Genomic DNA, 24,329 nt, shown 5'->3' with positions numbered 1-24,329 from the left:
CTCGGGTGGGCGGGTGGTCGGCTCTGGTGGTGGGCTCGCTGGGCAGTCTAGTATCTCGTTTCGTCAGTTCGGGAAAGCCGAATTGATCTTGAGCTGGCCGTGGCCGCCGGGGCCGGCCGTGCGGAATCGGAGGTCGGAGGATGAAGGTGCTGGCGACGCTGGCCCGGGTGTACGTGGACGACTTGGAGGCGACTCTGCCCACGCTGCGCGAACTCACCGGTGAGGAAGCGGGGCTGCGCTTCCCGTACGCCGGGGTGGAGGTCGCGCGGATCGGCGGGCTGCTGGTCGTCGCGGGTACGGAGGAGGCGCTGGCGCCCTTCCGCCGGGTACAGGCAACCCTGCTGGTCGACGACCTGGACGGCCTCGCGGAGCTGCTGCGGCTCCAGGGCGGGGAGCTGCTGGACGGCCCCAACCAGGTGCCGACCGGCCGCAACGCGACCGCCCGGCATCCGGGCGGGGCGGTGTTCGAGTACGTCGAGTTCGCGAAGGACCGTCCTGTGTTCGCGGGCTGAGGGGTACTGCTGGCCGGTTGCTCCAACACCCTTTTTGGAATACGACCTGGCGAATCGTCAGAGAGCGTGAAGTGTCGCCGTCCGCCTCACCGCCCGCCGGCCACTCGGGACCGGCCGCCGAAGCCGGGCCGCGCTACGAGGCCGGGCCGCGCTACGAGGCGCTGATGGCCGCCCTGGCACGGTCGTTCGGCGCCGTGACGCCCACCCCCGACGAGACGCCGACCCATGAGTCGCAACCGGTACCTGTCCGGGAACTTCGCCCCGGTGACCGAGGAGGTCACCGCCTACGACCTGCCCGTCACCGGACGCATCCCCGCCCACCTCGACGGCCGCTACCTGCGCAACGGCCCCAACCCGCTGGGCATCGAGAACCCGGCCGCGCAACTGTGGACGCTCGGCGCCGGCATGGTGCACGGCGTCCGGATCCGGGACGGGCGCGCCGAGTGGTACCGCAACCGCTGGGTCCGCTCCGGCGCCGTCGCCGACCGGCTCGGCGGACCCCGGCGCCGCGGGCCCGTCGACGAACGGCTCGACATCTCCCCGAACGTGCGGGTCGCGGGCCTCGCCGGGCGCACCTACGCGCTCATCGAGGGCGGCCGCCTGTACGAACTCGGCTATGAGCCGGACACATGCACTTCTTCGCGCCCACCGAGCGGTTGGTGGTGCTGTACGACACCCCCCTGGTGTTCAGCGCGGCGCACCTGGCCACCGGAGTGCCCTTCATCTGGGACGAGCGGCGTGCCGCCCGGGTCGGGGTGATGCCGAGCGAGGGCGGCCAGGTGCGGTGGTTCGAACTCGCGCCGCACCTGGTCGGGCGCACGCTCAACGCCTATGAGCGATGCCCGACACGCTGGTCGTCGACGTCGTCCGGCACCCGGCGGGCGTGGACCTGCGGGACATCGGCGCGAGTCGGCCCACCCTCGACCGCTGGACCGTCGATCTGGCCGCCGGGATGGCGAAGGAGGAGCGGCTGGACGACCGGATCCAGGAGTTCCCGCGTCTCAACTCCCGCTTCACCGGCCGCCCTTACCGCTACGGTTACGCCGCCGCCGTCGAACTCTACGCGCCGCCCACCGGTTCGGACGACGACCGCCCGGACGAGGGCTTCAGCAACGCCCTGCTCAAGCACGCCTTCGAGCGGGGGACGGTCGAGGCGCACGAGTTCGGGCGGGACGGGGCGGTCGGGGCGGGCCGGTCGCCCGGGTGCACCTGCCGGCGCGGGTCGTCCCGCTGGGGCTGTGCGGGCATCGGGTGCCGGGGGCGGAGCCCGCTGGTGCTGCGTGGGAAGTCGGTGGGGCCGACTTCCTGCGCGCGCGGATCCGAGGGGGCTGGGTGTCAGCCGATCTCGATGGTGAAGGTCGAGGTGCTGCCGTCCTGGGCGGTGAGGGTGACCGGGCCGAAGGTGATGAAGGTGGTCGAGGTGGCGCCGGGGGCGCGGTAGAAGCCGGTGGCCCTGGTGATGCGGAGGGCGAGGGCGGCGAGGGTGGCGGCCCGCTCCTCGTCCGCCTCGAGCTGTGGCTCGGCGAGCGCGGTGTGGCCGTGGGCCTCGGCCCAGTCGCGGACGCGGCCGGCGTCGCGGCTCAGCTCGGGCAGGATGCTGCGGTTGGCCCAGGCCCAGAGCCAGGAGGCCGAGTTGGGGCTCCACGTTCCGAGGATCTGGGCGGGGGCGGAGGCGGTGCGGTCGGGGAGGGTCCAGGTGATCAGACCGGTGCGCTGGTCGAGGCCCCAGCGGTCGGCGGTGCCGAGGCCCCAGGTGGTGTGGGCCTCGGCGAGTTGGCCGATCATCTGCTCGCCCTGGAGGAGCAGGGCGGCCAGGTCGGGCCGGGGGGTGGTGCTGTTCATGGGGCGAAGTGTGCCAGGGTCGATCTCGGCGGCTTGCGGCGGCGCCGACGTTCACCGGCCGCGCAGGTCCGCCGTGGCGGCGAGGCCGTGGGCCTGGGCGGCGGTGAGGCGGGCCGGTTCGGGGAGGAGGGCGGCGATGTCGGGGGTGTGCAATGCCAACAAAGGCTGGCTGGCTGTCGAAGCGTTGGGTGATCGCCTTGGGCGGCTGGGAAATGAAGGTGTGGGAGATCGCCGGCCGGGATAGGGTCCGCCGGTGACTGATGATCGTGGGGGAATTGTGGAGACCGGCGCCGGAGCGACCGACGCCGAGGCGGCTGCCGAGCCCGGGAGCGGGGGAGCCGGGCCGCGGGTGGGACTTCAGGTGGCCGCGGCGGTGGTGCTGGTGGGGGCGCTGTTCGCCGGGCTCTGGGCCTTGGCCGGGACTGACGGCAACCACAACGGTGAGGGGTCGGCGAAGTGCAGTCCGGCGACGGAGAAGGATTCGCCGAAGTACCCCGCGCTGTGCGCCGCGCTCAACCGCTCCGATCTGCCGGTGCTCGTGGGCCTGCCCAAGGAGCGGGTGCTGATCGCCCAGCCCGGGCTGTCGGCGGCCCTCGGGCCGGGGATGACGAAGGACAACTACGGCGCGGCGGAGGTGCAGTTCAGCGAGCTGTACGTCCAGCTCGCCGACAGCCGGGACGTCGACGTGGAGGACTTCGCCCTGCCCGGCGACCCGAGGCTCACGCGCACGCCCGTGCTCGGTCACAAGGCGCTGGTCTACCAGTCGCCGACGATGTCGTTCTCGATCCCGTTGGGTGGGGGGAAGTCCACCGCGGGTTCCGGCTCGGCCGCGCACTCCCTCGTCGTCGCGAAGAACCCGGACGGGACCGGTGGCACCTTCGAGGTCAGCATCTGGCGCAAGGACTCCCAGCCGATCGACGACGCCGCCCTCTACCGGGTCGCCGAGGCGGTGCTGCCGGGTCTGCAGGGCTGGGCGGGCGGGGCCAACGCGGGCGGCACGAACCCGGGCGGAGCTTCGACGGGCTGAGCGGTGGGTCGAGTCCCGTTCGGCTCGGTGGTTGGACTCACTCGAACGGGTGGACTCGGTCGTCAGCGGACTTCCGCGCCCGGTGATCGGGTAAGCCGCGGTCGGGGCGGCGTCGGTCCGCCCGGATCGTCGGAGCAGGACACGGAGGAGGCGCGTGTGTACGCAAGCGTGGGAGACCGTCTGGTCGTTCACGGCAGGGTCGTCGGCCAGCAGGATCATGTGGTGGAGATCGTCGAGGTCCTCGGGCCGAAGGGCGGCCCGCCCTACCGCGTTCGGGCGGAGAACGGTCACGAGACGATCATGAGCCCCGGACCCGATGCCGTCGTCGACCATCGGAAGGTCGGGGAGTAGCCGCGGCGTTGAGGCCTGAGGGCGGGTGCGCGGCGCGCCGGGATCGAACCCGGCGCACCGTGCACCCGTTGCGGGGGCGGTGGTTCGGTAGGGGAGGGCGGAACGTGGAGGCATGGTGTCGGTGACGCCGACCGGAGGAGGGGCGGACGTGCTGATGACGCCGACCGGCGGGCCGGGGCGGCCAAGACGACGCCGGCCGCGGCGCTGGTGGCGGTCGCCGGGCCGGGTCGGCTACGAATGCTGCACGGGGACGACTACTACTTCGCCGAGCCGGCGCAGGGCGGGGTGGGGGCGCCGGACGAGGCCGGGGTGGTGCGGCTGGATGTGGGGATCTGCGGTCAGTGGACGGAGGGCGCCTCGCCGAGGACGTCGATGCGGCGCTCGGGCAGGGCGGGGTGGTGGTCGTGGACGGGCCGTTCGCCCGCCGGGTCGCCTCGCGACGGCCCTGTGCACGTTCGACGTCTTCGTCGACCTGCCGGCGGATCTGCGGCTGGCCCGCAAGATCGAGCGCAAGTGCGTCGCGGGGCGGCTTCCCGCCGGGGATGCTGCTGCGGAACTACGTCGAGCACCGGCGGGCCGCTCATGAGCGCCATGTCGAGCCGCTGCGGGCGGAGTGCGACCTGGTGGTCGACGGTGCGCTGGCCCCGGAGGTGCTGGTCGGACAGGTGTGGCGGCGGCTGCCGTCAGGGCGGGTGAGGCCGCGATTCCGTAATGACGGGGCCGGTCAGGGCCTCCCATGTGCAGGAGAGGACGGGGTTTTCCCTGCTCTTTGTTTAGGATCTTGCTCTGCTCTGCGACGATCCGTTGATCGTCGCCCTACTGCGGGGGCGGCGCTTCGCAGGGGAGATACGGGCATGGCCGAGCGGCCCGAGGACGGTGTCGTCCGGGTGCGTACGAGGTGGCGCGCCAGGTTCGCCATGAGCAAGAACACCTGGATGGTGATCTCGGGCGGCGTGCTGGGGGCGATGTTCGCGAGCCTGGGCCTCGCGGTGCTGTTCGGCCCGGCGAACGGGTTCGGCGGCGACAGCCTCGCCTTCATGGGCGCCATCAGCATCCTCGGGCTGCTGCCCTGCGGTGCCGGCTTCGTCTGGGCGCTGATCCACCCCCGGCGCGGACTCCCCTCGGCGGCCGTCGGCACCGTGCTGGGGCTGGTCATCTTCCTCTGCTTCGCCGGGGACGGCCTCAACGACTCCTGGAAGGCCCCGCCGGACCACCCGTCCACCGTCCGCGCGATCGGCAGCTGGACCAGCGGGAGCCTGGTGGTGCGAGTGCGGCCCGACCGGGTGGTGGCCTACCGCAGCGGCAGCGGGTCGGTCGCCTGGCAGTGGACGCCGCCGGGCGAGGACTCCCTGTGCACCATGAGCCGGGGGATCGGCGCGGGCGGCATCGGCCTGGTCGGGCACTCCCCGCACGGCAAGCCCTGCGCGGCGGTGACCTCGCTGGACCTCGCGGACGGCAAGGAGGGCTGGACCGCCACCGTGAACGCCCCCGCCCGGGACGGGGACAGCGCGGATTCGGACCTCGTCGCGGTGGCCGACACCCAGGCCGTGCTGCAGGGCACGGACGGCTGGCGGGCGGTACGGCTGACGGACGGCCGGGAGCTGTGGCGCAGCGCGCCCGACGCCGGATGCACGCCGCTGGAGGTAGCGGGCGGCGAGCAGGAGGTGGTGACGGCCGCGCAGTGCGGTGACGGGGCGGCGGTGCTGCGCTCGCTGACGCCCGGGGACGGGCAGGGGCGGACGCGGGTCGCCGTTCCGGCCGAGGGCGGGCTCAGGAATCTGATGGTGGTGTCGGTCGATCCGCTCGCGGTCTGGGTGGACGCCCAGGCCGAGCGCGGCACCCACGCGGTGCTCAGCTACGACCGGTCCGGGAAGCAGCGTGCCTCGATACCGGTCTCCGGCGACGAGTACGACCTGGACGTGATGCTCGGCGGGGTGCACGCCTTCGACGAGTTCACCGCCCGGCCGCTGTTCGGCGGGGTGGTGGTCGATGACCTGTTCATCGTCCCCGGCGAGAAGCCCGGCGACGTCACCATCAGTGGTGGCACCCACCCGGGCCGAACGGCCACCGGACGGCTGGTCGCGTACTCCCTGGCGGACGGCAGCAAGAAGTGGACGGCCAGCCTGGACGACCAGGTGACGGGTGTGCTGGTGGACGGGACGTCGGTGTGGGCGATGACGCGGGACAGGCTGACCCGGGTCGACGCGGCGACCGGTCGGCAGAGCCGTGAACTGGACGTCAACGACACGGCGTCGCTGTACCCGGTGGACCTGTCGGCGGCGGGCCGGGAACGGTTCACGGTCGTGGCGGAGGACGGGACGCGGGACGAGCCGCCGGTCCGGGGGATGAGCTGAGGACCGGCCCTGCCCGCGAGGCGCGGGCAGGGCCGGAATGCTCTTAGTCGGGTAGCCGGATCACGTTGCCGTGACCCGGCCCCCTGAGAACCGGACGTGCCAGTCGTCCCGGCATCCGGCTCAAGCAAGCCACATGGGCTTCGCAGGTCAGCAGGTTGATGTGGTCCGTTTGCCATCGCCTGCGTGGTGCTGGCGGTGGCATTCGGAGTGCACGAGGCGAAGGTTGTTCCGTTCGTCCGAGCCGCCGTGTCGTCGGTAGGTGAAGTGATGCTTGTGGAGCATCTTCTTCGAGGCCGCGAACCAGTTGATCCACTCACGTGGGCTGTCTGGTTCGTACTCGGCTCCGGCGATCAGCGCTTGCTTGCAGAGTGGGCAGAGCCCGTGCTGCCGCACCGCCAGGACAAGGCTCGTCTTGTCCATCGGCGGTGGCGCCTTCCTGCGGCGGCGGTGCTGCCAGTACTCGATCAGGGCCGGGTCGTCCGGGGACGCTCTGCCCTTGACGAGCTGGTGACGGACGATGCCGGTCCAGGCGAACTTGGGCAGGAAGGCGCCGCTGTCGCGGTCGCCGAAGACCCATCGATCCTGCCTGGACGGGTGGAACCTGCCGAAGTACCGATCCACAATCCAGTACCTCGACTTCTTGGGATGGCCTCGCCTGGCCCAGTTCCAGGTCAGGCGCCACATGCCGGCCTTCGCTTCTTGGATCATCCTTCTCCCGCCGGGGAGTTCAGCTCGCCTTGCGGTCGGCCTACGAGGCTCATCGCCTGGACCTCGACGGGGTTTCCACGTTCCGCACCAGTAAGACGCGGCTGGGGTGGGCGCCCCCTTTACCCCGGGACCAGCGGTGTCCTCCCCCCAGGTCTCAGCTTCCTGAGGGTCGCTCGGTGCCTCACAGCACCGGGTCCTGTAACCGCCGTTTGCATGCCATCGCGCGGTCTTGAAATCACGGGGCGTCGTCAGGGGTTCACTCGCGTTCGCCCGTCCAGCCTTCCCCTCGCCTGTGACGCCTCGATGGCCGAGAGGTCCTTGGGCTTGAACCCTCAGCTTCACACCCCGCCGTTGCCAACGACGCATGTGAGCGCGGGGACGGGCCTTGGACACTGGCCCGAAGTTCAGCCGATCGATACCTCCTTCACCTGGCTGTCCTTACTTACTTGGAGCGATCTCGTGTCGTACCTGATCGTTTCAGAATGAGTCGAGCCGCCGGCCTCTTGCCCGGCCTCCCCGAAGTCCCCCTGGCCTACGGCCACCGCTGATTCGTCGATGCTCTCGCACCCATGAGCGATCAGTGGTGGCCGTAGCCCGGAAGGCTAGTTAGTCGTGCTTGGGCCAGATCGGGCCCTGGTCGGTCCAGATGACGCCCTTGTTGCGGCACAGGCAGAAGGGGTGGCCGACCGGGTCGGTGTAGACCTGCCAGCCGTAGCCGTTGGGGCCGATGAAGTCCTGCCTTAGCGTCGCGCCGAGGTCGAGGACGCGGCGCTGCTCGGACTCGATCTCGTCCACTTCGAAGTCGAGGTGGAACTGCTTGGGGTGCTCGCTGTCGGGCCACTGCGGAGCGCGGTAGTCGTCCACCCGGATGAATGCCAGCTCGATCTCGCCGAACTGGATGCCAGCCCAGTCCTCGGAGCTGCCTTCCTTGATCGGACGGCCCGTCACCTCGGAGTAGAAAGCCGCCAGCTTCATCGTGTCCGGGCAGTCGATAATGAAATCGGTGAGTCGCAGCATTCCGTGATCTTGCCACAAGCTCACACCCGACTTCGAGACAGGCCCTGAGCAGCTCCGCTGAGGTGCGGGAACAGAGAGTTCCTGGGGGCTTCGCCCCCAGACCCCGTTCACCAGGGGCGGCCAGGTTTGTACCGCAGATGCGGATCAGCAGCGGACTTCGGCGGAGACGCTAGCTGGCCAGACCCGCTGCCCGGGTCTCGATGGCGGTCTCCTTCCGCGGGATGGTGCCCGCCCTCGGTGCCTGTCGCACGGCCCGGTTCGCCGTGGTCAACAGGGCAAGGGCGAGCAGCCATGCTCCGCAGAGCCAGACCAGCGGCTTGGCGCCGATTGCGCTGATCAGCGCGCCGCCTGCAAGCGTGCCGATTGACAACGCGCCCGTGGTGAGCGTCGAGACCGTGCTCGTCGCGCGGCCTCGCAACTCGTCGGGGGTGATGCTCAGCTGGTGGGTGGTCATCGCCACCGCGTACACAGGAGCCACCAGGGACTCGCCAGCCGCGACTGCGGCCAGCAGTGCCGGGCTGGGGGCCAGTGCGTACAGCGGGAACATCACCGCCTCCAGCCACAACATCACTACGGCGATCCGACCGAGTCGGAACCGACGCGTAGCCCGGTCCGACACCAACGCCCCTACCACCGCGCCGACTGCCGCTCCGCTGAAGATGACACCGATCCACAGCGACGATGAGCCGAGCTGCTGGGCAAGAGCGATGATCAGCAGATAGCCCGCTCCATAGCGGGCCTTGTCAGCGGCCGTTACCAGAGTGAGAAAGCGGATGACCGGCTCACGCCACAGCCAGCTGAGCCCTTCCCGGATCTCCGTGGTGAGCCGGGCCCTCGTTCGGACGACGTCGTGCCGCTCCACCTGGAATCGGGCGCGCATCAGGCGCAGCGAGGCTGCAGACACGGCGAATGACACCGCGTTGACGGCGAACGGCACGACCTGCCCGACGGCGTAGAGCGCACCGGCGAGTGGAGCTCCGAAGATGCTCACCGCGCTGCCGGCGGACTGCTGGTAGCCGAGGGCTGTGGGCAACTGCGGGGCATCGACGACGTTCGGCAGGGCCGCGGTGCCGGCAACCTGGAAGACGGTCCCCAGAATCCCGGCGAGCACGGCCGTCGCGTACAGCTGGGGCATCGTGAGTCGGTCCAGCCACGCCGCGACAACGACGCTGGAGGTCAGCACGGTCCGGCCGACCTCGCACCAGAACATGGTGGTCTTGCGGTCCCATCGGTCGACAAGTGCCCCCGCGACCAGCCCGAACGCGAGGAAGGAGACGGTTCCCAGGCCCAGTACGAACCCGGCCTGGGTGGCCGATCCGGTGAGGGCCAGGACGACCAGCGGCAAGGCCATGAACTGGGCCTGGTCGCCGATGGCAGATATCAGTTGGCTGCTCAGTAGCAGCGAGAAGTCCCGGTTCCGGAGCAAGCCGGAACCACGAAGGGCATTCATTGTTGTTACGCTCCGTAACAGCTCTAGGACACAAGGGTGGCGTCGAAGCTGGTGTCCGAGCTAAGAGACACGGGGCGTTGTAAGCACGGGCGGACCGTACCCCGGTGCGACCGGGACCGCATGCGAATTTGCTGTGAGAGGCCGGCACGCTGACGGATCGTTCGGAGTGTGCAGCGCAGGCGGCGGAGGAATGACTGCCTCCCGGTAGCTGGTGGCCCTGCTCGTGATGTCGAGCAGGGCCACCATCAGGCTAGGCGGTGAAGCGGGGGTCGCGGGCTTCGATGGCCTGGACGAAGGCGGTCCATTCGGCCTGGTCGAAGGCGAGGTGGGGGCGGTCGGGGTTCTTGTCGTCGCCGAGCCATACGTCGCCGTTGTCGAAGCGGGCGATGATCACGCAGTCGCCGTTACCGTCCCCGGAGAAGGGGGACTTGACCCATTCGGCGATGGCGGGATTGTGGTCATAGGGGTCGTGCTTCTGGCTCACGTCAGCTCTTCCAACTTGCGTTCAAGGGCGGCGATGGTCTCCTCCGGACTCAGCGAACACCGTTGAACTCGGGCTATGGCCCGCTCGGTCCGCCGTACGTCTCGGCCGGTTCTACGCGGGAGCATACCGCCGACAGCTTCGATGAAGGCGAAGCCACTTTCTGGGTCATCGGGGAACCGCATCAGGGTGACTCCGGATGACAGGATGCCAGGCCGACCGGCACTCAACGGCACCATTTGCAAGGTCACGTTGGGATACTGGGCGGCCTTAATGGCATGCTGGATTTGCCCAGCCAGAACCCCTTGGTCGCCTGCCACGAGTAGGGCGACCTCGCCGAAGTAAGCCTCGAATGTGAGTCGTGGCTCCTCGGTCAGCCGCCGCTGTCGGAGGACACGGACTTCGGCGCCTGCCTCTACGCGCTCCTCGTTCGGCGAGTCGAGGCCCGCTGCGATCATCTCCTTCGCGTAGGCCTCGGTCTGAACCAAGCCGGGGAACGCGGACGGGAAGTAGTTCCGTATCTCCGAGGCATCGGCTTCGAGAGCCAAGTACTCCGCGAACGCCGGTGTGATTGCTTCGGCGTAGTCCAGGTCTCGCCACCACTGCTGTGGAGGGCCAGTGGCAAGAAGGGACTCGAAGTCCTCGCGCTCAGGACCAGTGATCCCGGCGTGTTCGAGCAGCGTGGTCAGATCGGCGGCGGTGATCGGCTGGAGGCCTCGTTCGATTCGGCTGAGTCGACCGGCACTCCACCCCTTCAGGCCGGCCGTCATCCCGCTGAGCGTCCTGTTGTTCTCCAGTCGCCAGGCGCGCAGCTCCTCCCCAAGACGGATCTGCCTGATCGCGGACAGGTCCTTGCTCAAGTGGCGTCCCTCCCTCCGGGTGTTGGACCCCCAGTCTCGCCAGACTCCCGGCCTCGACTCAAGCCAGAATCAAGATCAATTAATTTCTTCGAGCATTGCTGTTGCGTTTTCGATTTCAACTCCTCCACACTCAACGTGACCGCACGGACACGCACCTGACGTCGTGTCGAAGCGAAGGGGCACCCATGTCCGCGTTGAGCACACCTCCCTTCCGCATCTCCGAGCTCTGCCTCGCCGACCACTCCACCTCGGTCCGTACCGCCCGCCGGTACGTCCGGGACCAGTTGGGCGCCTGGGGCTACCGGGGCGACAAGGTCGACGACCTCGTCCTCATCACCTCCGAGCTCGTCACCAACGCCGTCGTCCACGCCTGCCAGGGCCAGGGCGAAGTCCGGCTCCACCTCCAGGAGTTCACCGGCGACTGCCGGCTCGAAGTGTGGGACCCGCGCTTCGACCTCCCGATCCAGGACCGCGAACCCCGCCGCTTCCGTGAGGGCGGCCGGGGCATCGAGCTGGTCCGCGAGCTCGCGCTCGACTTCGGCGTCATCACCCGCCGGGGCTCGGGCAAGCGCGTGTGGGTCCGCATCCTGCTCAACTGAGCGTCACCACCGCCCAATTCAGCCGACGAACAAAGGAGTCCCCACCCCATGCACCCCGCCGCGATCGCCTTCCGCAGCCCCGCCGCCCTGCAGGCCCGATGCGACTACGGCCGCGTCCGCCGCCTCTACTTCGAGCCCGACTACGAGACCTGCGCCGTCGTCCCCGACCCCGCCTCCTGGGAGCCCCTCCCCGCCGGCTACGCCGAGCGCTTCGCCCCCGGCTACTTCACCCCCGCCACCGGCCTGATCGAGCTCTTCAAGCTCCCCGCCACCGTCACCGACCGTGACACCCTCGCCGCCATGGTCGACACCCTCGGCGACCCGTACCCCGTCACCCTCGGTGACACCGAGGACCCGCCCGGCGAGCCCACCACCCACGTCCTCCCCGAGTCCGGAAGCCGCCCCGGCATCCACGTCGACAACCACCAGAACCTCCCCTACGGCGAGCGCAGGAAGTCCCGGCGGCGACTGTGCGTGAACCTCGGTCCGGGCAGCCGCTACCTCCTCCTCGCCGACACCGACATCCTCTCCATCTGCCGCTGCGTCCAGGACCGCTACCAGGACCACCACCCCTCCACCGGCGACCTGCGCACGTACGTCGCCCTCCACCGCCCGCTGCGCCTGCTCCGCCTGCGGATCGACCCCGGCGAGGGCTGGTTCGCGCCCACCTCCTTCCTCCCGTACGACGAGTCCACCGAGGGCCTGGACCGGCCCTCCGCCACCTCCTCCTGGCTCGGCCACTGGGAGCCGCACCTCTTCGACTCGCTGATCTGACCGATCCGACCGATCTGACCGTTCCAACCGCTTGTGTCAGGCTGGTGGGGGAGCACCGCCAGAGCTCGGGAGGCTCGTGATGGCCGAGATCAGGGTGAACGGGGTCTCACTGCACTACGAGGCCCGAGGCGAGGGGCCCGGCGTCGTCCTGGTGCACGGTTCGTGGAGCGACGCGGACTCCTGGGCGCGGGTGCTGCCGGGCCTGGCCGAGTCCACCACCGCCGTCGCGTACGACCGCCGGGGCCACAGCCGCAGCGAGGACCTGCTCACCCAGGGTTCGGTGCACGAGGACGCGGCCGACCTGGCCGGTCTGATCCAGGGACTCGGCCTCGCACCGGCCTTCGTCTACGGGGACTCCTACGGTGCCCTGATCACCCTCCGGCTCGCCGCCGCCCGGCCCGACCTGCTGCGCGGCATCGCGGTGCACGAGCCGCCGGGCAGCGGCCTCCTGCTGACCGACCCGGACCTGCGACCGATCGGCACCGCCTTCGCCGACCGGATCGCCGCCGTCCGGGAGCTGCTGGAGCAGGCCGAGTCCGCCGCGGCCGCCGAACTGTACGTGGACAGCCTGGCCTTCGGCCCGGGCGCCTGGGAGCAGCTGCCGGCGCCGGTCCGGCACACCTACATCCGCAACGCTCCGACCTACCTGGACGAGCTGCGCGACCCGGACGCGCTGGACCTCGACCTCACCGGGCTGGCCCGGTTCAGCGAGCCCGCGCTGCTCACCCAGAGCGACGACAGCGTGCCGATGTTCGGTGAGGTGCTGGACCTGATCGACCTCGCCCTGCCAAAGGCGGAGCGGCACGTGTACGGGGGCGCCGGTCACGCTCCGCATCTGTCGCAGCCGGAGGAGTGGGTGCGGGTGGTGCTCCCGCGCGCGTTGGTGTGAACCGACCTGGGGGCGCGAAAACCGGGGCACGCGCCGGTGCGTGCGCCCTCGCCATGTGCCCTCACCATGCGCCTCACCATGTGCCCCTATCGACCCGCCAGTAGCTCCTCCCCGCGCGGCGTCCGCCGGTACAGCACCTCCCGCCCGCTGCGCACCCGGCTCACCAGGCCCGAGCGGTGCAGCACCCCCAGGTGGTACGAGACCGTCCCCGCGCTCAGGTAGTGCCGGGCGGCCAGCGCGGCGGTGGTCGCCGGATCGACCAGCGCGGCCAGCAGGTCCGCCCGGGTCGGCCCGAGCAGCTGGGCCAGCGCCGGCGTGGGCGTCTGCGGGACGGCCGCCGGCGGTGCGATCGGGTACATCAGCGTCGGCGGCCGGTGGCAGCCGTCGACCGGATCCAGGATGACGTGGATCCGGCGGCTCACCAGCGTCGGCATCAGCAGCACCATCCGGGCGGGCAGCGTCACCTCGAAGCGGCTCTCCAGCTGGATCAGCCCGTCCGACCAGGAGAGCTGCGGCGCGAGGGAGTTGAACAGCGCGCCGGAACCGTGCCGGGCGAGGAAGCGGCCCCGCTGGTCGATCTCGGCGTCCAGCACCGCCCGGGCGTCCGGCCAGTACGGTGCGAGCGCCAGCTCCCAGTACCGGCCCAGCTCGTCGGCGATCCGCTCGGCGAAGTGGCGCGGGCCGCGCTCCAGGCCGCGCAGCACCGCGTCCGGAACCGGACGGCCCGCCAGATTGGCGGCGGCGATCCCGCGCTGGACGGTTTCCAGCTCGGCCCGGACCCGGTCGGGGTCGGTGCGGCGGACGGCCTCCAGCTGCTCCGCCACCGTCGGCTCGGGGCCGGTGGGGTGGGGGGAGAGGAAGTCGGGGATGTAGCCGCCGTCCTGTTCCAGTGCCAGCCCCGACAGCAGCTCCAGCTTCTCCCGGCGCAGCACCCGGCGGGTGCGGCTCACCCAGGCGTACGGGCCGGTGCGGGAGTTGAGCCCGGAGGCCATCAGGGTGTTGACCGCCTCGTGCAGCGGTGAGACCGCGAAACGGGTGCGGGCGAGCCCGGCCGAGTCGATGGTGAGCCGGATCACGCCGTCGTCCCCCCTGCCGGACCTGCTGGACCTGTCGGAACTGTCGGACCGTACGAACGAGTCGGTTTTGTCGGCCTTTCGGGCCGGAACCCTTCGACCCTGGTCGAATCCTGACACGAATGCTCGCGTTCGAAGTCGCCCCCGCCCAAGCTGTTTCCCGTGACCGCGTCAGCACGGACGCGGCGCGAGCGGAAGGACGAACATGACGAGCAAGCGCGGCCGCATCGCCGCCCTGCTGGGCGCCGTCGCGGTGGTCGCCGGCACCACCCTGGCCACTCCCGCCGCCGCGGCGCCGGACCAGTCGGCCGGGGCGCACCGGCACGGCGGCGGGATCACCGGGCAGGCACCCTGCCAGGGCGCGCCGGAATTCACCTGCGGGACCATCACCGTGCCGCTCGACCACAGCGGCCGAACCCCCGGCACCCTCCAGCTCGACGTGGCGATGACCGGCAACGCCGACGCCCCCAAGGGCGACCTGCTGTTCCTCACCGGCGGCCCCGGCCAGCCCGGCGTGCCGCTGATCCGCCGGATCGCGGGCAAGATCGCACCCGTACTGAAGGACTACCGGCTGGTCATGTACGACCAGCGCGGCACCGGCGAGCGCGCCCTGCAGTGCCCAGGCCTGCAGGAGGACATGGGCTCCTCCGACCTCGCGGTGCCGCGCAAGCAGTCCATCGCCGACTGCGCCACCGCCCTCGGCCCGAACGCCCGCTTCTACAGCAGCGCGGACACCGTCGGTGACATCGACCTGCTGCGCCAGGCCCTCGGCGACCACCGGCTGACCCTCGACGGCGTCTCCTACGGCACCTTCGTCGCCGAGCGCTACGCCCTCGCCCACCCGGCGCACGTGGCGCGGCTGGTGCTCGACTCGGTGGTGCCGCAGGGCGGTTACGACCCGCTGGACCTGGTCGCGCTGCCCGCCACCGCCCGGGTGCTGCGCACCGCCTGCCAGGCCACCGGCTGCACCACCGACCCGGCCGAGGACCTGGCCGTCACCGTCCGCACGTACGGCAACGGGGCGCAGATCCTGGACGCGCTCACCAGCTACGAGTTCGCCGACCCCGACTACGGCGGGGTGCCGGAAGCCCTGCACGAGGCCGCCGGCGGCCACCCGGAGAAGCTCCAGGCCTTCATCGACCAGGTGCACAAGGCCGACGCCGCCCCGGCCGGTGCGCTCAGCCAGGGCCTGCACGCCGCCACGCTGTGCGCGGACGGGCGCTACCCGTGGGGCTCCTCGGACACCCCGGTCGAGGGCCGGGCGGCCGCGCTGGAGGAGACCCGGCAGGACCTGACCGTCGAACAGACCTGGCCGTACGACCCCGCGACCGCGACCGGGCTGGGCAGCCTGCTGGTCTGCCTGGACTGGCCGCGCGAGCAGGTGCCGCCGCTGCCGCCGGCGCACCGCAAGCTGCCCAACGTGCCGGTGCTGCTGCTCGGCGGGGACCGGGACCTCTCCACCCCGTACGAGTGGCTGCACCAGCAGGCGGAGCTGACGCACGACCCGGAGGTCGTGATCGTCCCGGGGGCGGCGCACTCGGTGCAGACCCGGGCGGCGAACCCGGCCGGACGGCAGGCGGTCTACGACTTCCTGCTCAAGTAGCGGGCCTACCCGCTGCTCAAGTAGCGGGCCTACCCGCCCGAGCGACCAGCCGGCGGCGGTCCGTTCCGCACAGGGGACGGAACGGCCCGCCACCGGCTCAATGTTCGGCCGCGCCCCAGCCGTCGTCGGGCAGGGCGCGGTCCCGCTCGGGGCAGTCGGGGTGGTCGTAGCCCCAGAGGCTGACCTTGTGCAGCAGCCAGTCCGTCAGGGGCGGTTGGTCGTGGTCGAGCCGATCGACCAGGACGAAACCGACCCGGACCTCCTCGGCCGGCGCGACCTCCAGGGTCCGCTGGCCGGGGATGTTCTCGTAGGTCACCGTCTCCCAGGAGCAGCCGGCGGCGGTGAGCTCGGCGATCAGCGCGGACTCGGTGACGCGCGTGTCGTACGTCCGCAACCCGCCGCCGTCCACGGGGAGTTCCAGCTCGCCGTGCCAGGTCGGCAGGGAGAAGGAGCGGAGTCGGCGGCAGCGGCAGAAGACCGTCCAGGCGTCGCCCCAGCCGAAGGCGTGCGGCCAGCGGTCGTCCCTGTGGACGCGCCCGGAGTCGTACGGGTCGCCGAAGCGGGTGGCGAGTCGGGGCAGTGAGGCGTCGTAGCGCAGGCCGCCGAGGTCGGCGGTGGTGGCGAGTTCGGTGAGCCGGGTCAGGAAGTCCGTCATCCCAGGCACCCGCGCACCGCCTCGATCAGCCGGTCGGCGCGGGCGTCGCCGTGGCCGATCATCCGGTTCGCCACGTAGCCGAAGCCGACGCCGAACTCGTCGTCCCCGCAAGCGAACCGGCCGCCCGCGCCGTCGTTGCCGAAGCTGCGCGGGCCGAGCAGCGGGCGGAACGCGGGGGAGTCGAGCAGCAGGCCGGAGCCCGATTGGGCGCCGCCCCACGGCTCGACCACCTTGCCGCCGTCGACGAACACCGTGACGGCGGCGCCGAGTTCGGGGAAGTCGGTGAAGTCGCCGGTGAAGGCGTCCGCGACGGCGCCGTAGCGGTCGTCGGCCCACCCCTGGTCCTGCTGCATCCGTGGTGCCCCGTTCTGCTCGCGTGGCGGCCGCGTGCGGCGACTGTGCGTCGCGTCTGCGCGTCGCGTCCGCGCCTGGCGTCCGCCAAGATCATCGACCGGACCACGCTACGGGGTGGGAGCAGCCGTGAGGAGGGGTTTCGGCGAGGCCGGGACGGGTGGGGCCGGTGTGACGGCCCGGCCCGCCGGCTCAGTGACCGGCGGTCGCGGTTCGGCGGAGAGACCGGTGCGGCCAGGCGCCGAGCCCGAGCGCCGTGCCGATGCCGACGAAGGCCGCCGCGGGCGCGAAGGTGCGGGTGCGTACGGACCGGCGCAGGCTGGAGGGAGCGTGACGGCCCGGCCGAGCCGGGTCGGGCCGCCGGCTCGGGAGGTGAGGCATCCGATGAGCAGACTGGTGGAACAGATCGATATCGACGCCCCGGCCGATCAGGTCTGGGCGCAACTGCACCGATTCGACGAGTATCCGAACTTCGTGGACGGTGTGCGCAGCGCGTTCGCGGAACGTGACAACCAGGCGCACTTCGACATCACCGCCGCGGGCGGGCCGCGCGGCATCGACACCGAGCTCATCGATCGGAGCGGGGAGCAGGTGCTCGCGTGGCGGACGACCAGTGGCATACCCGAGTTGAGGGGCAGCCTTGCCGTGCGCGAGCTGGATCGCGGGCACTGCGCGCTCCAGGCGCGGCTGGAGTACGACGGGGACGAGCTGCAGGACGCGTTCGGCGGACCGAAGGGCTTCGCCCAGGTGCGGGCCGTCGAGCAGGCGGTGCGGACGGACCTGGAGCAGTTCAAGGAGCTGGTCGAGCACCGGTAGAGCTCTCCCGGGGCGGACGGCGGCTATCCGACCTCGGGTTTGGGCAGGCTCGTTCGGACATATCGAGCGAAGGGTGCCCGCGATGGCCGCAGTTCACGAGTCCGTCCTCGACGCGATCGGCGGGACGCCGCTGTTCCGCCTCGCCCGACTGGGCGCCGGTATCGCCGCGCCGGTCTACGCCAAGGCCGAGTTCCTCAACATCGGCGGCAGCGTCAAGGACCGCGCCGCGCTGTCGATGATCCTGGCCGCCGAGCGGGACGGCCTGCTGGAGCCGGGCGGGACGATCGTCGAGGCGACCTCCGGCAACACCGGGATCGGGCTGGCCATCGTCGGGCGGCAGCGCGGGTACCGGGTGATCGCCGGGGTGTCGGACAAGTCGGCGGCCGAGAAGGCGGACATCCTGCGGGCCTACGGCGCGGAGGTGGTGCTCGCGACGACCTCCGTGCCGCAGGAGGACCCGCGGCACCTGTTCAACGTCGTCCGGCGGCTCGCCGAGGAGATCCCCGGGGCCTGGCTCGCCAACCAGTACGACAACCAGGCCAATCCCGACGCTCATGTCCGGACCACCGGCCCGGAGGTCTGGGAGCAGACCGGCGGCCGGGTGACCCACTTCGTCGCGGGCGTCGGTACGGGCGGCACCGTCACCGGCACCGGCGGCTACCTCAAGCAGGTGTCCGGCGGGGCGGTGACCGTCATCGGCGCGGACCCGGAGTCCTCCTCGTACGGGGGCGGGGACGGCAGCCCGTGGTTCGTCGAGAGCATCGGCCACTTCCTCCACCCCGAGACGGTCGAGGACCGCTGGCCGCAGGCGTACCGCTCGGAGGTGGTCGACTCCTTCGAGCGGATCCCGGACCGGGAGTCGCTGCTGACGGCCCGCCGGCTCGCCCGCGAGGAGGGCCTGCTGGTCGGCCCGTCCTCCGGTGCGGCGGTGGCGGCGGCGCTGCGAGTGGCGCGCCGGCTGGGGCCGGACGACCTGGTCGTGGTGCTGCTGCCGGACTCGGGCCGCTCCTACCTGTCCAAGGTGCACAGTGACACCTGGATGCGGCGGTGGGGCTTCCTGGAGGAGGAGGAGGCGGACGGCCTGCGGCCGCTGCTGGAGGCGGCCGGCCCGCTGGTGACGGTGGGTGCGGACGCGACCGTCGGCGAGGCGCTGGAGGCGTTGCGGTTCGCGCCGGGTGGGGTCGCCCCGGTCGTGCTGCCGCGGGCGGCGCGCCCGTACGGGGTGGCCGACGCGGAGGTGCTCGGCTCGGTGTCCCGGGAGGTGCTGCGGGCGGCGCTCGCGGACGGCGGGGCCAAGCCCGACGGCCCGGTGCGCCCGCTGCTCGGGCCGGCCCTGCCGACGGCGGGGGTCGGGCAGCCGGTGGCCGAGGCGCGGGAGCTGCTGGCGGCGGGCGGGCGTCCGGCGGTGGTGGTGCTGGTGGACGGGAAGGCGGCCGGGGTGCTGACCGAGGAGGTGCTCGGCTGACCCCCGGCCTCGGGGCTGACTCCCGGCCGCGGGGCTAACCCGGCCGCGGGGCTGACTCCCGGCCGCGGGGCTAACCGGCCGCGGGGCTAACTCCCCGCCATGGGCGCCAGGATGGCGGAGATCACCCGGTCCAGGGTGCGGTCGAAGGCCTGGTCCGGGTCGGCCGGCGGTCCGGCGGTGGCGAAGGCCTGGGCCAGGTTGGGGTAGGCGCCGCTCGTCGCCGCCTGGGTGAGGTAACCGACCATCTCCGCCTGCCACTTGGCGCTCGCGGCCGCCGTCTGCTCGTACTGGGCGAACTGGCAGATGAAGCCGTTGAACATCGCCATCGCCTCCATCCGCGCGCCGCCCGGCAGGCCGGTGGGGGCGGTGACGGCGAGGAAGTGGTCGGTGTAGCGCAGGGCGTTGGGGCCGATGCCCGGGCGGGCGACGACCAGCGCGGGCAGCCAGGGGTGGCGGCGGAAGATGGTGAGCTGCTCGTGCCCGAGGGCCGTCAGGTCGGCCCGGACGTCGCCGCTCGGCTCGGCGGGCAGCCGGTACTCGGCGCAGGCCGCGTCGAGCATCAGGTCGAGCAGGTGCTCCTTCTTCGGCACGTAGTTGTAGAGCGACATGGTGCCCGCGCCGAGCGCGGCCGCGACCCGGCGCATCGAGACGGCGTCCAGGCCCTCGGCGTCGGCGATCGCCATGGCGGCCGCCGCGATGGAGTCGCGGCTGTGGGCCGGGCGGGGCCCGCGGCCGGTGCGCTCGGGGCGCAGCCAGATCAGTTCGGGGGCCTCGGGGGGCACGGGCTTGTCGCCGGTGGCGGGGGGCTTGCTGGACGGCACGGAAAGATCACCTCGCCGTCCATCTTAGATAGGTACAGCGTACGTAGTAGCATCATCCCAAGCTTCTACGTACGCTGTACCTAGAGAAGGGCGGAGCCATGTCCGACGCCACCCGACCCGTCGCCCACGCGGCGGGCCCCGCCATCGAGATGGCGGGCGTGGAGAAACGATTCGGGGCCACCAAGGCCCTGCGCGGCCTCGACCTGACCGTCCCGGCCGGCACCGTCTGCGGCCTCCTCGGTCCCAACGGCGCCGGCAAGACCACCGCCGTCCGGGTTCTGGCCACCCTGGTTGCCCCCGACCGCGGCACCGTCCGGGTCGCCGGGCACGACGCCGTCCGCAACGCCGAGGAGGTCCGGCGGGCGATCGGCCTCGCCGGGCAGCACGCCGCGCTGGACGAGGGCATCACCGGCCGCGACAACCTCCACCTGTTCGGCCGGCTGCACCGCCTCGGTGCCCGCCGGGCCAGGGCGCGCGCCGACGAACTGCTGAACCGCTTCGACCTCGCCGAGGCCGGCGACCGGCTCGTCCGTACCTACTCCGGCGGCATGCGCCGGCGCCTCGACCTGATCGCCAGTCTGGTCACCAGTCCGCCGGTGCTCTTCCTGGACGAGCCCACCACCGGGCTCGACCCGCGCAGCCGCCAGGAGATCTGGGACACCGTCAAGGAGTTGGCCGACGGCGGCACCACCGTGCTGCTCACCACCCAGTACCTGGAGGAGGCCGACCGCCTCGCCGACGACATCGTGGTGGTCGACCACGGCGCCGCGATCGCCACCGGCCCGCCGGCCCGGCTCAAGGCGGCGATCGGCAGCGAGGTCTCCGTCACCCTGGCCGAACCTGGTCAACTCGCCGCCACGGCCGTGGTGTTGTCGGCACTGTCGGGCAATGACGCGCACGTGGACGTCGCCGAGCGGACGGTCACGGTGCTGACCGCGCCGGGCGCGTCCGTCCTGCTGCCGTCGCTGGTACGGGAGTTGGACTCCGCCGGGGTCGTCGCCGAGGACGTCGCGGTGCGCCCGCCCTCGCTCGACGACGTGTTCCTCGCGCTCACCGGTGAGTCCGCCGCCCTGGGGAGGGCCGCCTGATGTCCGCCGTCGCCCACACCGCCGCGCGTCCGTCCGTCGTGGCCCGGCTGGTCTCCGACACCGGGACCTCGATGCTCCGCGTCCTGCTCAACTACCGCCACTCGCCGGGCCTGTTGGCCGCCTCGCTGGGCGTGCCGGTGGTCATGGTGGTGGTCTTCGGGTACGTCTTCGGCAGCGCCATGCAGGTGCCCGGCGGCGGGGACTACCGGGAGTTCCTGATGCCCGGACTGTTCGCCATGGTCGCCACCAACGGCATCATGCCCACCATGGTCGGCGCCGCCCGCGACGTCGGGCGCGGGGTCACCGACCGGCTGCGCTCGATGCCGATCTCCCGCACCGGCCTGCTGCTCGGGCAGACCCTCGCCGACCTGCTGGTCAGCGTCGTCGTACTGGCGCTGCTGGCCCTGGTCGGGCTGGCCGCCGGCTGGCGCGCCCGGCACGGCGCGGCCGACGCGCTGGAAGCCTTCGCGCTGCTGCTGCTCTTCCGCTTCGTGATGACCTGGGCCGGCACACTGCTCGGCCTGGCCGTCGGCAAGGAGGAAGCGGCCGGTCAACTCTCCGTCGTGGTCTTTCCGTTGGCAATGGTCACCAATGCGTACGTGCCCACCGGCGGGATGCCCGGCTGGCTGCGGGTGATCGCCGACTGGAACCCGATCAGCTCCGTGGTCGAGGCGGCTCGCGAGCTCTTCGGCAACCCGGCGGCGCCCGGCACCGCCTGGCCGATGCAGCACGCCGTGCCGGCCACGCTGCTCTGGAGCGCCGTGCTGCTCCTGCTCTGCGGGCCGCTGGCCGTACGGAAGTTCGCCACCCACGGGCGGTGACCCGCCCGGTCCGGCGAATGTGCTGGACACCACGGCCGGTGTGGCTTTAGGTGGGACGCCATGGAGTACACCCACCTCGGCCGCACCGGCCTGACCGTCTCCCGCCTCTGCCTCGGCACCATGAACTTCGGCCCCCACACCGAGGAAGCCGAGGCCCACCGCCTCATGGACACCGCCCACGAGCGCGGCATCAACTTCTTCGACACCGCCAACACCTACGGCCGCGACCCCGAGGGCAACCTCAAGGGCCGCACCGAGGAGATCATCGGCCGCTGGTTCGCCCAGGGCGGCGGCCGCCGCGAGCGCACCGTACTCGCCACCAAGGCCTACGCCGAGATGAGCGACTGGCCCAACGAGGGCCGGCTCTCCGCGCTCGCCATCCGCAAGGCCGTCGAGGCCAGCCTGCGGCGGCTGCGGACCGACCACATCGACCTGTACCAGATGCACCACATCGACCGGGACACGCCCTGGGAGGAGATCTGGCAGGCGATGGAGGTCCTGGTCGCCCAGGGCAAGATCATCTACGTCGGCTCCAGCAACTTCGCCGGCTGGCACCTCGCCCAGGCCCAGGAAGCCGCCCGCTCCCGGCACTTCCTCGGCCTGGTCAGCGAGCAGTCCCTCTACAACCTGCTCGACCGCACCGTCGAGCTGGAGGTCATCCCCGCCCTCCAGCACTACGGCCTCGGCCTGCTGCCCTGGTCCCCGCTGCGCAGCGGCCTGCTCGGCGGCGTCCTGCGCAAGGAGCGCGAGGGCACCCGCGGCCGCAGCGCCCTGGGCTACGCGAGCGAACTCACCGAGAAGCACCGCGAGCGCCTCCAGGCCTACGAGGACTTCGCCGACGAACTCGGCACCCACCCCGCCGACCTCGCCCTCGCCTGGCTGCTCTCCCGCCCGGCCGTCACCGCCCCCATCATCGGCCCCCGCACCCCCGCCCACCTCGACGCCGCCCTCGCGGCGCTCGACCTCGAGCTCGACCAGAAGACCCTGGACCGCCTCGACGAACTCTTCCCCGGCCACCAGCCGGCCCCGGAGGACTACGCCTGGTAGGACCGGCCGTCGGCCCGAAGGGTGGTGTTTCGGCAAGCCGTTCGCTCGCCCCGGCCGTGTGGCCGGGGCGAGCGTCGGCCGTTGCGGGGTCCGCGGCCGTGCGTCGCAGGGCTCGCCCGGCGCAGCGGGATCCCGTCCGGATCGCTGTGGCGGCAAGGCAGGGTTGACAGCCCCCTCCGGCTGACGCGGGAGGATTCCGGCCCTCGCGGGTCGGGCTTTCCGCTTCGCGGCCGATTGCCGACCTGGGGTTACCGGCGGAGGGACGGTGTGCCGCCCATCGGTCTTGCATCAGCTCCACAGACCGGACTTCCCGCCAGCCCGACCGTAGGCCCGGCCGGAACTCGGTTATCGTTCCGGGCCGGCGTAACTCAACCATCACGACGAGTGACACCCGGAGCGGGGACGGCATGACGGAGCGGACTGGGGAGCGGGGGGCGTACCACCACGGGGCGTTGCCGGAGGCGCTGGTGGCGGCGGCATTCGAGGTGGTGGACGAGCAGGGGCAGGAGAAGGTGAGCGTGCGGGAGGTGGCGCGCCGGGCGGGGGTGTCGGCGGGGGCGCCGTTCCGGCACTTCGCCGACCGGCAGGCGCTGTTGACGGCGGTGGCGGACCGGGTGCTGGCGGACTTCGTCCGCTGGCAGCAGGCGGAGGTGGCGGCCGCCGAGGCGGTCGGCGGGTCGGCGATGCGGGCGCTGGGGCTGGGGTTCGTCCGGTATGCGCTGCGCCATCCGCGGCGGTTCGAGCTGGTGCGCTCGCGGGTGTTCACGCCCACCCGGGACCCGCGGCTGCGGGAGCGACTGGACGGGATCGACCGGGCGTTCACCGAACTGGTCGTGGCGGACCAGGCGGCCGGCCGGGTCGGCCCCGGGGATCCGGAGCTGGTGCTGCTGTCCGGGCAGGCACTGGTCTACGGGCTGGCGCAGATGATCGTGGACGGCTATCTGCCGGCCGAGCGGGCGGAGGAGCTGGCCGTCCGGGTGCTCGACACCTTCCGCCAGGGGATCGCCGGATCCATCAATCCGCCTGCGCAGTAACGGACTTGTAGCTGTAGCGAGCCTTGACCGGCGTGGTGCGCGCTGATGTAATCACCGATTGCATGAGAGTGAGTTCCGGGAGGCGCAGATGCCGCTGTTCGCCAAGCCGCGACCGGGCTACACCACCGCCGCCGCCACCGGCGACACCGTGGTGCTGCTGATCGGCATGCGGATCAACCGCTTCTGGGCCGTGCACCACTGGGGCCCGGTGATGTACGCGATGTTCCGGATGCTGTGGGAGCTGCGCCGCAGCCCCGAACGCGGCCTGCGCGGACGCATCCTGCTCACCGCCTCGCCGCGCACCTACTACGTCGTGCAGTACTGGGAGTCGAAGGAGGCGCTGTACCGCTACTCCACCGCGCCGGACGGCTTCCACCACACCGTATGGGGCATCGCCAACCGGAAGGTGCGGGCGGGCAAGACCCGCGGGCACGTCGGGCTCTGGCACGAGACGTACATCGTCCCCGAGGGGGGCTACGAGTCGATCTACTTCGACATGCCGGCGTTCGGCCTGGCCGGTGCCACCGGACAGCTGCCGGTGGAGGAACGCGGCCGGCACGCCGCCCAGCGGCTGGCCTTCCGCTCGGGGGAGGGCTCGGGAGAGGGCTCGGGGGACGGTTCGGGGGGCAGTGCGGACGCTCGGGCGGACGCTCCAGGAGTGTCGTGAGTCGTCCCGGCCGCCCCGGTGTGG

At 71.7% G+C, this 24,329-nt stretch carries 25 protein-coding genes and 3 pseudogenes; 18 read left to right on the top strand and 10 right to left on the bottom strand.

Features of this window, described 5'->3' with window-relative positions; translation table 11 throughout:
- Window positions 1–140: 140 nt before the first annotated feature.
- The 4 genes and pseudogenes from ACWCYO_RS18015 to ACWCYO_RS18000 all read left to right on the top strand — a co-directional run bounded on the left by ACWCYO_RS18015 (window position 141) and on the right by ACWCYO_RS18000 (window position 1,953).
- On the top strand, window positions 141–512 hold the full coding sequence (locus ACWCYO_RS18015; protein WP_449784742.1) for a VOC family protein: 372 nt from the start codon (window positions 141–143) through the stop codon (window positions 510–512).
- A gap of 225 nt (window positions 513–737) precedes the next feature.
- Window positions 738–1,112: pseudogene (locus tag ACWCYO_RS18010) on the top strand (carotenoid oxygenase family protein); the annotation flags it as partial.
- 29 nt (window positions 1,113–1,141) lie between these two features.
- A pseudogene (locus tag ACWCYO_RS18005) lies at window positions 1,142–1,291 on the top strand (carotenoid oxygenase); the annotation flags it as partial.
- Window positions 1,292–1,350: 59 nt separating this feature from the next.
- Window positions 1,351–1,953, top strand: coding sequence for a carotenoid oxygenase family protein (locus ACWCYO_RS18000; protein ID WP_449784741.1), 603 nt, complete (start codon window positions 1,351–1,353; stop codon window positions 1,951–1,953).
- Here ACWCYO_RS18000 and ACWCYO_RS17995 read toward each other — a convergent pair.
- Window positions 1,848–2,354, bottom strand: coding sequence for a DUF6882 domain-containing protein (locus ACWCYO_RS17995; RefSeq protein ID WP_449784740.1), 507 nt, complete (start codon window positions 2,352–2,354; stop codon window positions 1,848–1,850). The genes ACWCYO_RS18000 and ACWCYO_RS17995 overlap by 106 nt on opposite strands.
- 349 nt (window positions 2,355–2,703) lie before the next feature.
- On the opposite strand from ACWCYO_RS17995, the gene ACWCYO_RS17990 reads away from it, so the two are divergent.
- From ACWCYO_RS17990 to ACWCYO_RS17980, 3 genes are all read left to right on the top strand, one after another.
- Complete coding sequence (locus tag ACWCYO_RS17990; RefSeq protein ID WP_449784739.1) at window positions 2,704–3,381, top strand: DUF6215 domain-containing protein; 678 nt, start codon at window positions 2,704–2,706, stop codon at window positions 3,379–3,381.
- A gap of 156 nt (window positions 3,382–3,537) precedes the next feature.
- Window positions 3,538–3,732 (top strand): DUF1918 domain-containing protein, encoded by a 195-nt coding sequence (locus ACWCYO_RS17985; RefSeq protein ID WP_449784738.1) that lies wholly within the window; start codon window positions 3,538–3,540, stop codon window positions 3,730–3,732.
- A gap of 854 nt (window positions 3,733–4,586) precedes the next feature.
- The gene (locus ACWCYO_RS17980; protein ID WP_449784737.1) at window positions 4,587–6,086 is read left to right on the top strand and encodes an outer membrane protein assembly factor BamB family protein; all 1,500 of its coding nucleotides are present in this window, start codon (window positions 4,587–4,589) and stop codon (window positions 6,084–6,086) included.
- Between the two features lie 147 nt (window positions 6,087–6,233).
- Here ACWCYO_RS17980 and ACWCYO_RS17975 read toward each other — a convergent pair whose 3' ends face one another.
- From ACWCYO_RS17975 to ACWCYO_RS17955, 5 genes are all read right to left on the bottom strand, one after another.
- A complete protein-coding gene (locus ACWCYO_RS17975; protein WP_449784736.1) occupies window positions 6,234–6,794 on the bottom strand; it encodes an HNH endonuclease in 561 nt (186 codons plus the stop codon).
- A gap of 606 nt (window positions 6,795–7,400) precedes the next feature.
- Window positions 7,401–7,811, bottom strand: coding sequence for a VOC family protein (locus ACWCYO_RS17970; protein WP_449784735.1), 411 nt, complete (start codon window positions 7,809–7,811; stop codon window positions 7,401–7,403).
- Between the two features lie 169 nt (window positions 7,812–7,980).
- A complete protein-coding gene (locus ACWCYO_RS17965; RefSeq protein ID WP_449784734.1) occupies window positions 7,981–9,261 on the bottom strand; it encodes an MFS transporter in 1,281 nt (426 codons plus the stop codon).
- Window positions 9,262–9,511: 250 nt separating this feature from the next.
- The gene (locus tag ACWCYO_RS17960) at window positions 9,512–9,745 is read right to left on the bottom strand and encodes a DUF397 domain-containing protein (RefSeq protein ID WP_449784733.1); all 234 of its coding nucleotides are present in this window, start codon (window positions 9,743–9,745) and stop codon (window positions 9,512–9,514) included.
- A complete protein-coding gene (locus ACWCYO_RS17955) occupies window positions 9,742–10,602 on the bottom strand; it encodes a helix-turn-helix domain-containing protein (protein WP_449784732.1) in 861 nt (286 codons plus the stop codon). The genes ACWCYO_RS17960 and ACWCYO_RS17955 overlap by 4 nt, the downstream gene beginning before the upstream one ends.
- 185 nt (window positions 10,603–10,787) lie before the next feature.
- Here ACWCYO_RS17955 and ACWCYO_RS17950 point away from each other — a divergent pair, with 185 nt between their 5' ends.
- The 3 genes from ACWCYO_RS17950 (at window position 10,788) to ACWCYO_RS17940 (ending at window position 12,864) form a co-directional block, all read left to right on the top strand.
- A complete protein-coding gene (locus ACWCYO_RS17950; RefSeq protein ID WP_449784731.1) occupies window positions 10,788–11,201 on the top strand; it encodes an ATP-binding protein in 414 nt (137 codons plus the stop codon).
- A 48-nt stretch (window positions 11,202–11,249) separates the two neighbouring features.
- A complete protein-coding gene (locus ACWCYO_RS17945) occupies window positions 11,250–11,975 on the top strand; it encodes a hypothetical protein (RefSeq protein ID WP_449784730.1) in 726 nt (241 codons plus the stop codon).
- A 79-nt stretch (window positions 11,976–12,054) separates the two neighbouring features.
- Window positions 12,055–12,864 carry an alpha/beta fold hydrolase gene (locus ACWCYO_RS17940; protein WP_270148447.1) on the top strand — a complete coding sequence of 270 codons (810 nt, stop codon included), beginning with the start codon at window positions 12,055–12,057 and terminating at the stop codon, window positions 12,862–12,864.
- An 86-nt stretch (window positions 12,865–12,950) separates the two neighbouring features.
- Here ACWCYO_RS17940 and ACWCYO_RS17935 read toward each other — a convergent pair whose 3' ends face one another.
- A complete protein-coding gene (locus ACWCYO_RS17935) occupies window positions 12,951–13,940 on the bottom strand; it encodes an ArsR/SmtB family transcription factor (RefSeq protein ID WP_270148449.1) in 990 nt (329 codons plus the stop codon).
- Between the two features lie 202 nt (window positions 13,941–14,142).
- Here ACWCYO_RS17935 and ACWCYO_RS17930 point away from each other — a divergent pair, with 202 nt between their 5' ends.
- Window positions 14,143–15,540 carry an alpha/beta fold hydrolase gene (locus ACWCYO_RS17930; RefSeq protein WP_270148450.1) on the top strand — a complete coding sequence of 466 codons (1,398 nt, stop codon included), beginning with the start codon at window positions 14,143–14,145 and terminating at the stop codon, window positions 15,538–15,540.
- A gap of 97 nt (window positions 15,541–15,637) precedes the next feature.
- Here ACWCYO_RS17930 and ACWCYO_RS17925 read toward each other — a convergent pair whose 3' ends face one another.
- Window positions 15,638–16,195 carry a hypothetical protein gene (locus ACWCYO_RS17925; RefSeq protein ID WP_449784729.1) on the bottom strand — a complete coding sequence of 186 codons (558 nt, stop codon included), beginning with the start codon at window positions 16,193–16,195 and terminating at the stop codon, window positions 15,638–15,640.
- A pseudogene (locus ACWCYO_RS17920) lies at window positions 16,192–16,407 on the bottom strand (carboxylesterase); the annotation flags it as partial. The pseudogene ACWCYO_RS17920 and the gene ACWCYO_RS17925, both read right to left, overlap by 4 nt.
- A 523-nt stretch (window positions 16,408–16,930) precedes the next feature.
- Between ACWCYO_RS17920 and ACWCYO_RS17915 the strand changes: the two are divergent.
- The gene (locus ACWCYO_RS17915) at window positions 16,931–17,362 is read left to right on the top strand and encodes an SRPBCC family protein (protein WP_270148454.1); all 432 of its coding nucleotides are present in this window, start codon (window positions 16,931–16,933) and stop codon (window positions 17,360–17,362) included.
- An 82-nt stretch (window positions 17,363–17,444) separates the two neighbouring features.
- Window positions 17,445–18,827, top strand: a complete 1,383-nt coding sequence (locus ACWCYO_RS17910; protein ID WP_449784728.1) for a pyridoxal-phosphate dependent enzyme — start codon at window positions 17,445–17,447, stop codon at window positions 18,825–18,827.
- A gap of 86 nt (window positions 18,828–18,913) precedes the next feature.
- On the opposite strand, the gene ACWCYO_RS17905 is transcribed toward ACWCYO_RS17910, so the two are convergent.
- Window positions 18,914–19,648 (bottom strand): TetR/AcrR family transcriptional regulator, encoded by a 735-nt coding sequence (locus ACWCYO_RS17905; RefSeq protein WP_270148456.1) that lies wholly within the window; start codon window positions 19,646–19,648, stop codon window positions 18,914–18,916.
- 98 nt (window positions 19,649–19,746) lie between these two features.
- On the opposite strand from ACWCYO_RS17905, the gene ACWCYO_RS17900 reads away from it, so the two are divergent.
- From ACWCYO_RS17900 to ACWCYO_RS17880, 5 genes are all read left to right on the top strand, one after another.
- Window positions 19,747–20,736: an ATP-binding cassette domain-containing protein gene (locus tag ACWCYO_RS17900; protein ID WP_449784727.1), complete on the top strand. Its 990-nt coding sequence runs from the start codon at window positions 19,747–19,749 to the stop codon at window positions 20,734–20,736.
- The gene (locus ACWCYO_RS17895; protein WP_449784726.1) at window positions 20,736–21,557 is read left to right on the top strand and encodes an ABC transporter permease; all 822 of its coding nucleotides are present in this window, start codon (window positions 20,736–20,738) and stop codon (window positions 21,555–21,557) included. The genes ACWCYO_RS17900 and ACWCYO_RS17895 overlap by 1 nt, the downstream gene beginning before the upstream one ends.
- A 60-nt stretch (window positions 21,558–21,617) precedes the next feature.
- Window positions 21,618–22,604: an aldo/keto reductase gene (locus tag ACWCYO_RS17890; protein WP_449784725.1), complete on the top strand. Its 987-nt coding sequence runs from the start codon at window positions 21,618–21,620 to the stop codon at window positions 22,602–22,604.
- 407 nt (window positions 22,605–23,011) lie between these two features.
- On the top strand, window positions 23,012–23,638 hold the full coding sequence (locus ACWCYO_RS17885) for a TetR/AcrR family transcriptional regulator (RefSeq protein ID WP_449784724.1): 627 nt from the start codon (window positions 23,012–23,014) through the stop codon (window positions 23,636–23,638).
- Window positions 23,639–23,732: 94 nt separating this feature from the next.
- Window positions 23,733–24,305, top strand: a complete 573-nt coding sequence (locus tag ACWCYO_RS17880; protein ID WP_270151367.1) for a DUF4188 domain-containing protein — start codon at window positions 23,733–23,735, stop codon at window positions 24,303–24,305.
- The last annotated feature ends 24 nt before the right edge of the window (window positions 24,306–24,329 follow it).

It is taken from the genome of Kitasatospora sp. NPDC001683 (assembly GCF_053596495.1).
This window is presented reverse-complemented; position numbering and strand designations above follow the sequence as displayed.

What these genes read in the sequence shown, in the direction of transcription:
- ACWCYO_RS17930 (WP_270148450.1), top strand. Translation starts at nt 14,143, where the DNA reads ATGACGAGCAAGCGCGGCCGCATCGCCGCCCTGCTGGGCGCCGTCGCG.
- ACWCYO_RS17925 (WP_449784729.1), bottom strand. Translation starts at nt 16,195, where the DNA reads ATGACGGACTTCCTGACCCGGCTCACCGAACTCGCCACCACCGCCGAC.
- ACWCYO_RS17915 (WP_270148454.1), top strand. Translation starts at nt 16,931, where the DNA reads ATGAGCAGACTGGTGGAACAGATCGATATCGACGCCCCGGCCGATCAG.
- ACWCYO_RS17945 (WP_449784730.1), top strand. Translation starts at nt 11,250, where the DNA reads ATGCACCCCGCCGCGATCGCCTTCCGCAGCCCCGCCGCCCTGCAGGCC.
- ACWCYO_RS17885 (WP_449784724.1), top strand. Translation starts at nt 23,012, where the DNA reads ATGACGGAGCGGACTGGGGAGCGGGGGGCGTACCACCACGGGGCGTTG.
- ACWCYO_RS17910 (WP_449784728.1), top strand. Translation starts at nt 17,445, where the DNA reads ATGGCCGCAGTTCACGAGTCCGTCCTCGACGCGATCGGCGGGACGCCG.
- ACWCYO_RS17950 (WP_449784731.1), top strand. Translation starts at nt 10,788, where the DNA reads ATGTCCGCGTTGAGCACACCTCCCTTCCGCATCTCCGAGCTCTGCCTC.
- ACWCYO_RS17895 (WP_449784726.1), top strand. Translation starts at nt 20,736, where the DNA reads ATGTCCGCCGTCGCCCACACCGCCGCGCGTCCGTCCGTCGTGGCCCGG.
- ACWCYO_RS18000 (WP_449784741.1), top strand. Translation starts at nt 1,351, where the DNA reads ATGCCCGACACGCTGGTCGTCGACGTCGTCCGGCACCCGGCGGGCGTG.
- ACWCYO_RS17890 (WP_449784725.1), top strand. Translation starts at nt 21,618, where the DNA reads ATGGAGTACACCCACCTCGGCCGCACCGGCCTGACCGTCTCCCGCCTC.
- ACWCYO_RS17965 (WP_449784734.1), bottom strand. Translation starts at nt 9,261, where the DNA reads ATGAATGCCCTTCGTGGTTCCGGCTTGCTCCGGAACCGGGACTTCTCG.
- ACWCYO_RS17970 (WP_449784735.1), bottom strand. Translation starts at nt 7,811, where the DNA reads ATGCTGCGACTCACCGATTTCATTATCGACTGCCCGGACACGATGAAG.
- ACWCYO_RS17980 (WP_449784737.1), top strand. Translation starts at nt 4,587, where the DNA reads ATGGCCGAGCGGCCCGAGGACGGTGTCGTCCGGGTGCGTACGAGGTGG.
- ACWCYO_RS17940 (WP_270148447.1), top strand. Translation starts at nt 12,055, where the DNA reads ATGGCCGAGATCAGGGTGAACGGGGTCTCACTGCACTACGAGGCCCGA.
- ACWCYO_RS17900 (WP_449784727.1), top strand. Translation starts at nt 19,747, where the DNA reads ATGTCCGACGCCACCCGACCCGTCGCCCACGCGGCGGGCCCCGCCATC.
- ACWCYO_RS18015 (WP_449784742.1), top strand. Translation starts at nt 141, where the DNA reads ATGAAGGTGCTGGCGACGCTGGCCCGGGTGTACGTGGACGACTTGGAG.
- ACWCYO_RS17995 (WP_449784740.1), bottom strand. Translation starts at nt 2,354, where the DNA reads ATGAACAGCACCACCCCCCGGCCCGACCTGGCCGCCCTGCTCCTCCAG.
- ACWCYO_RS17975 (WP_449784736.1), bottom strand. Translation starts at nt 6,794, where the DNA reads ATGATCCAAGAAGCGAAGGCCGGCATGTGGCGCCTGACCTGGAACTGG.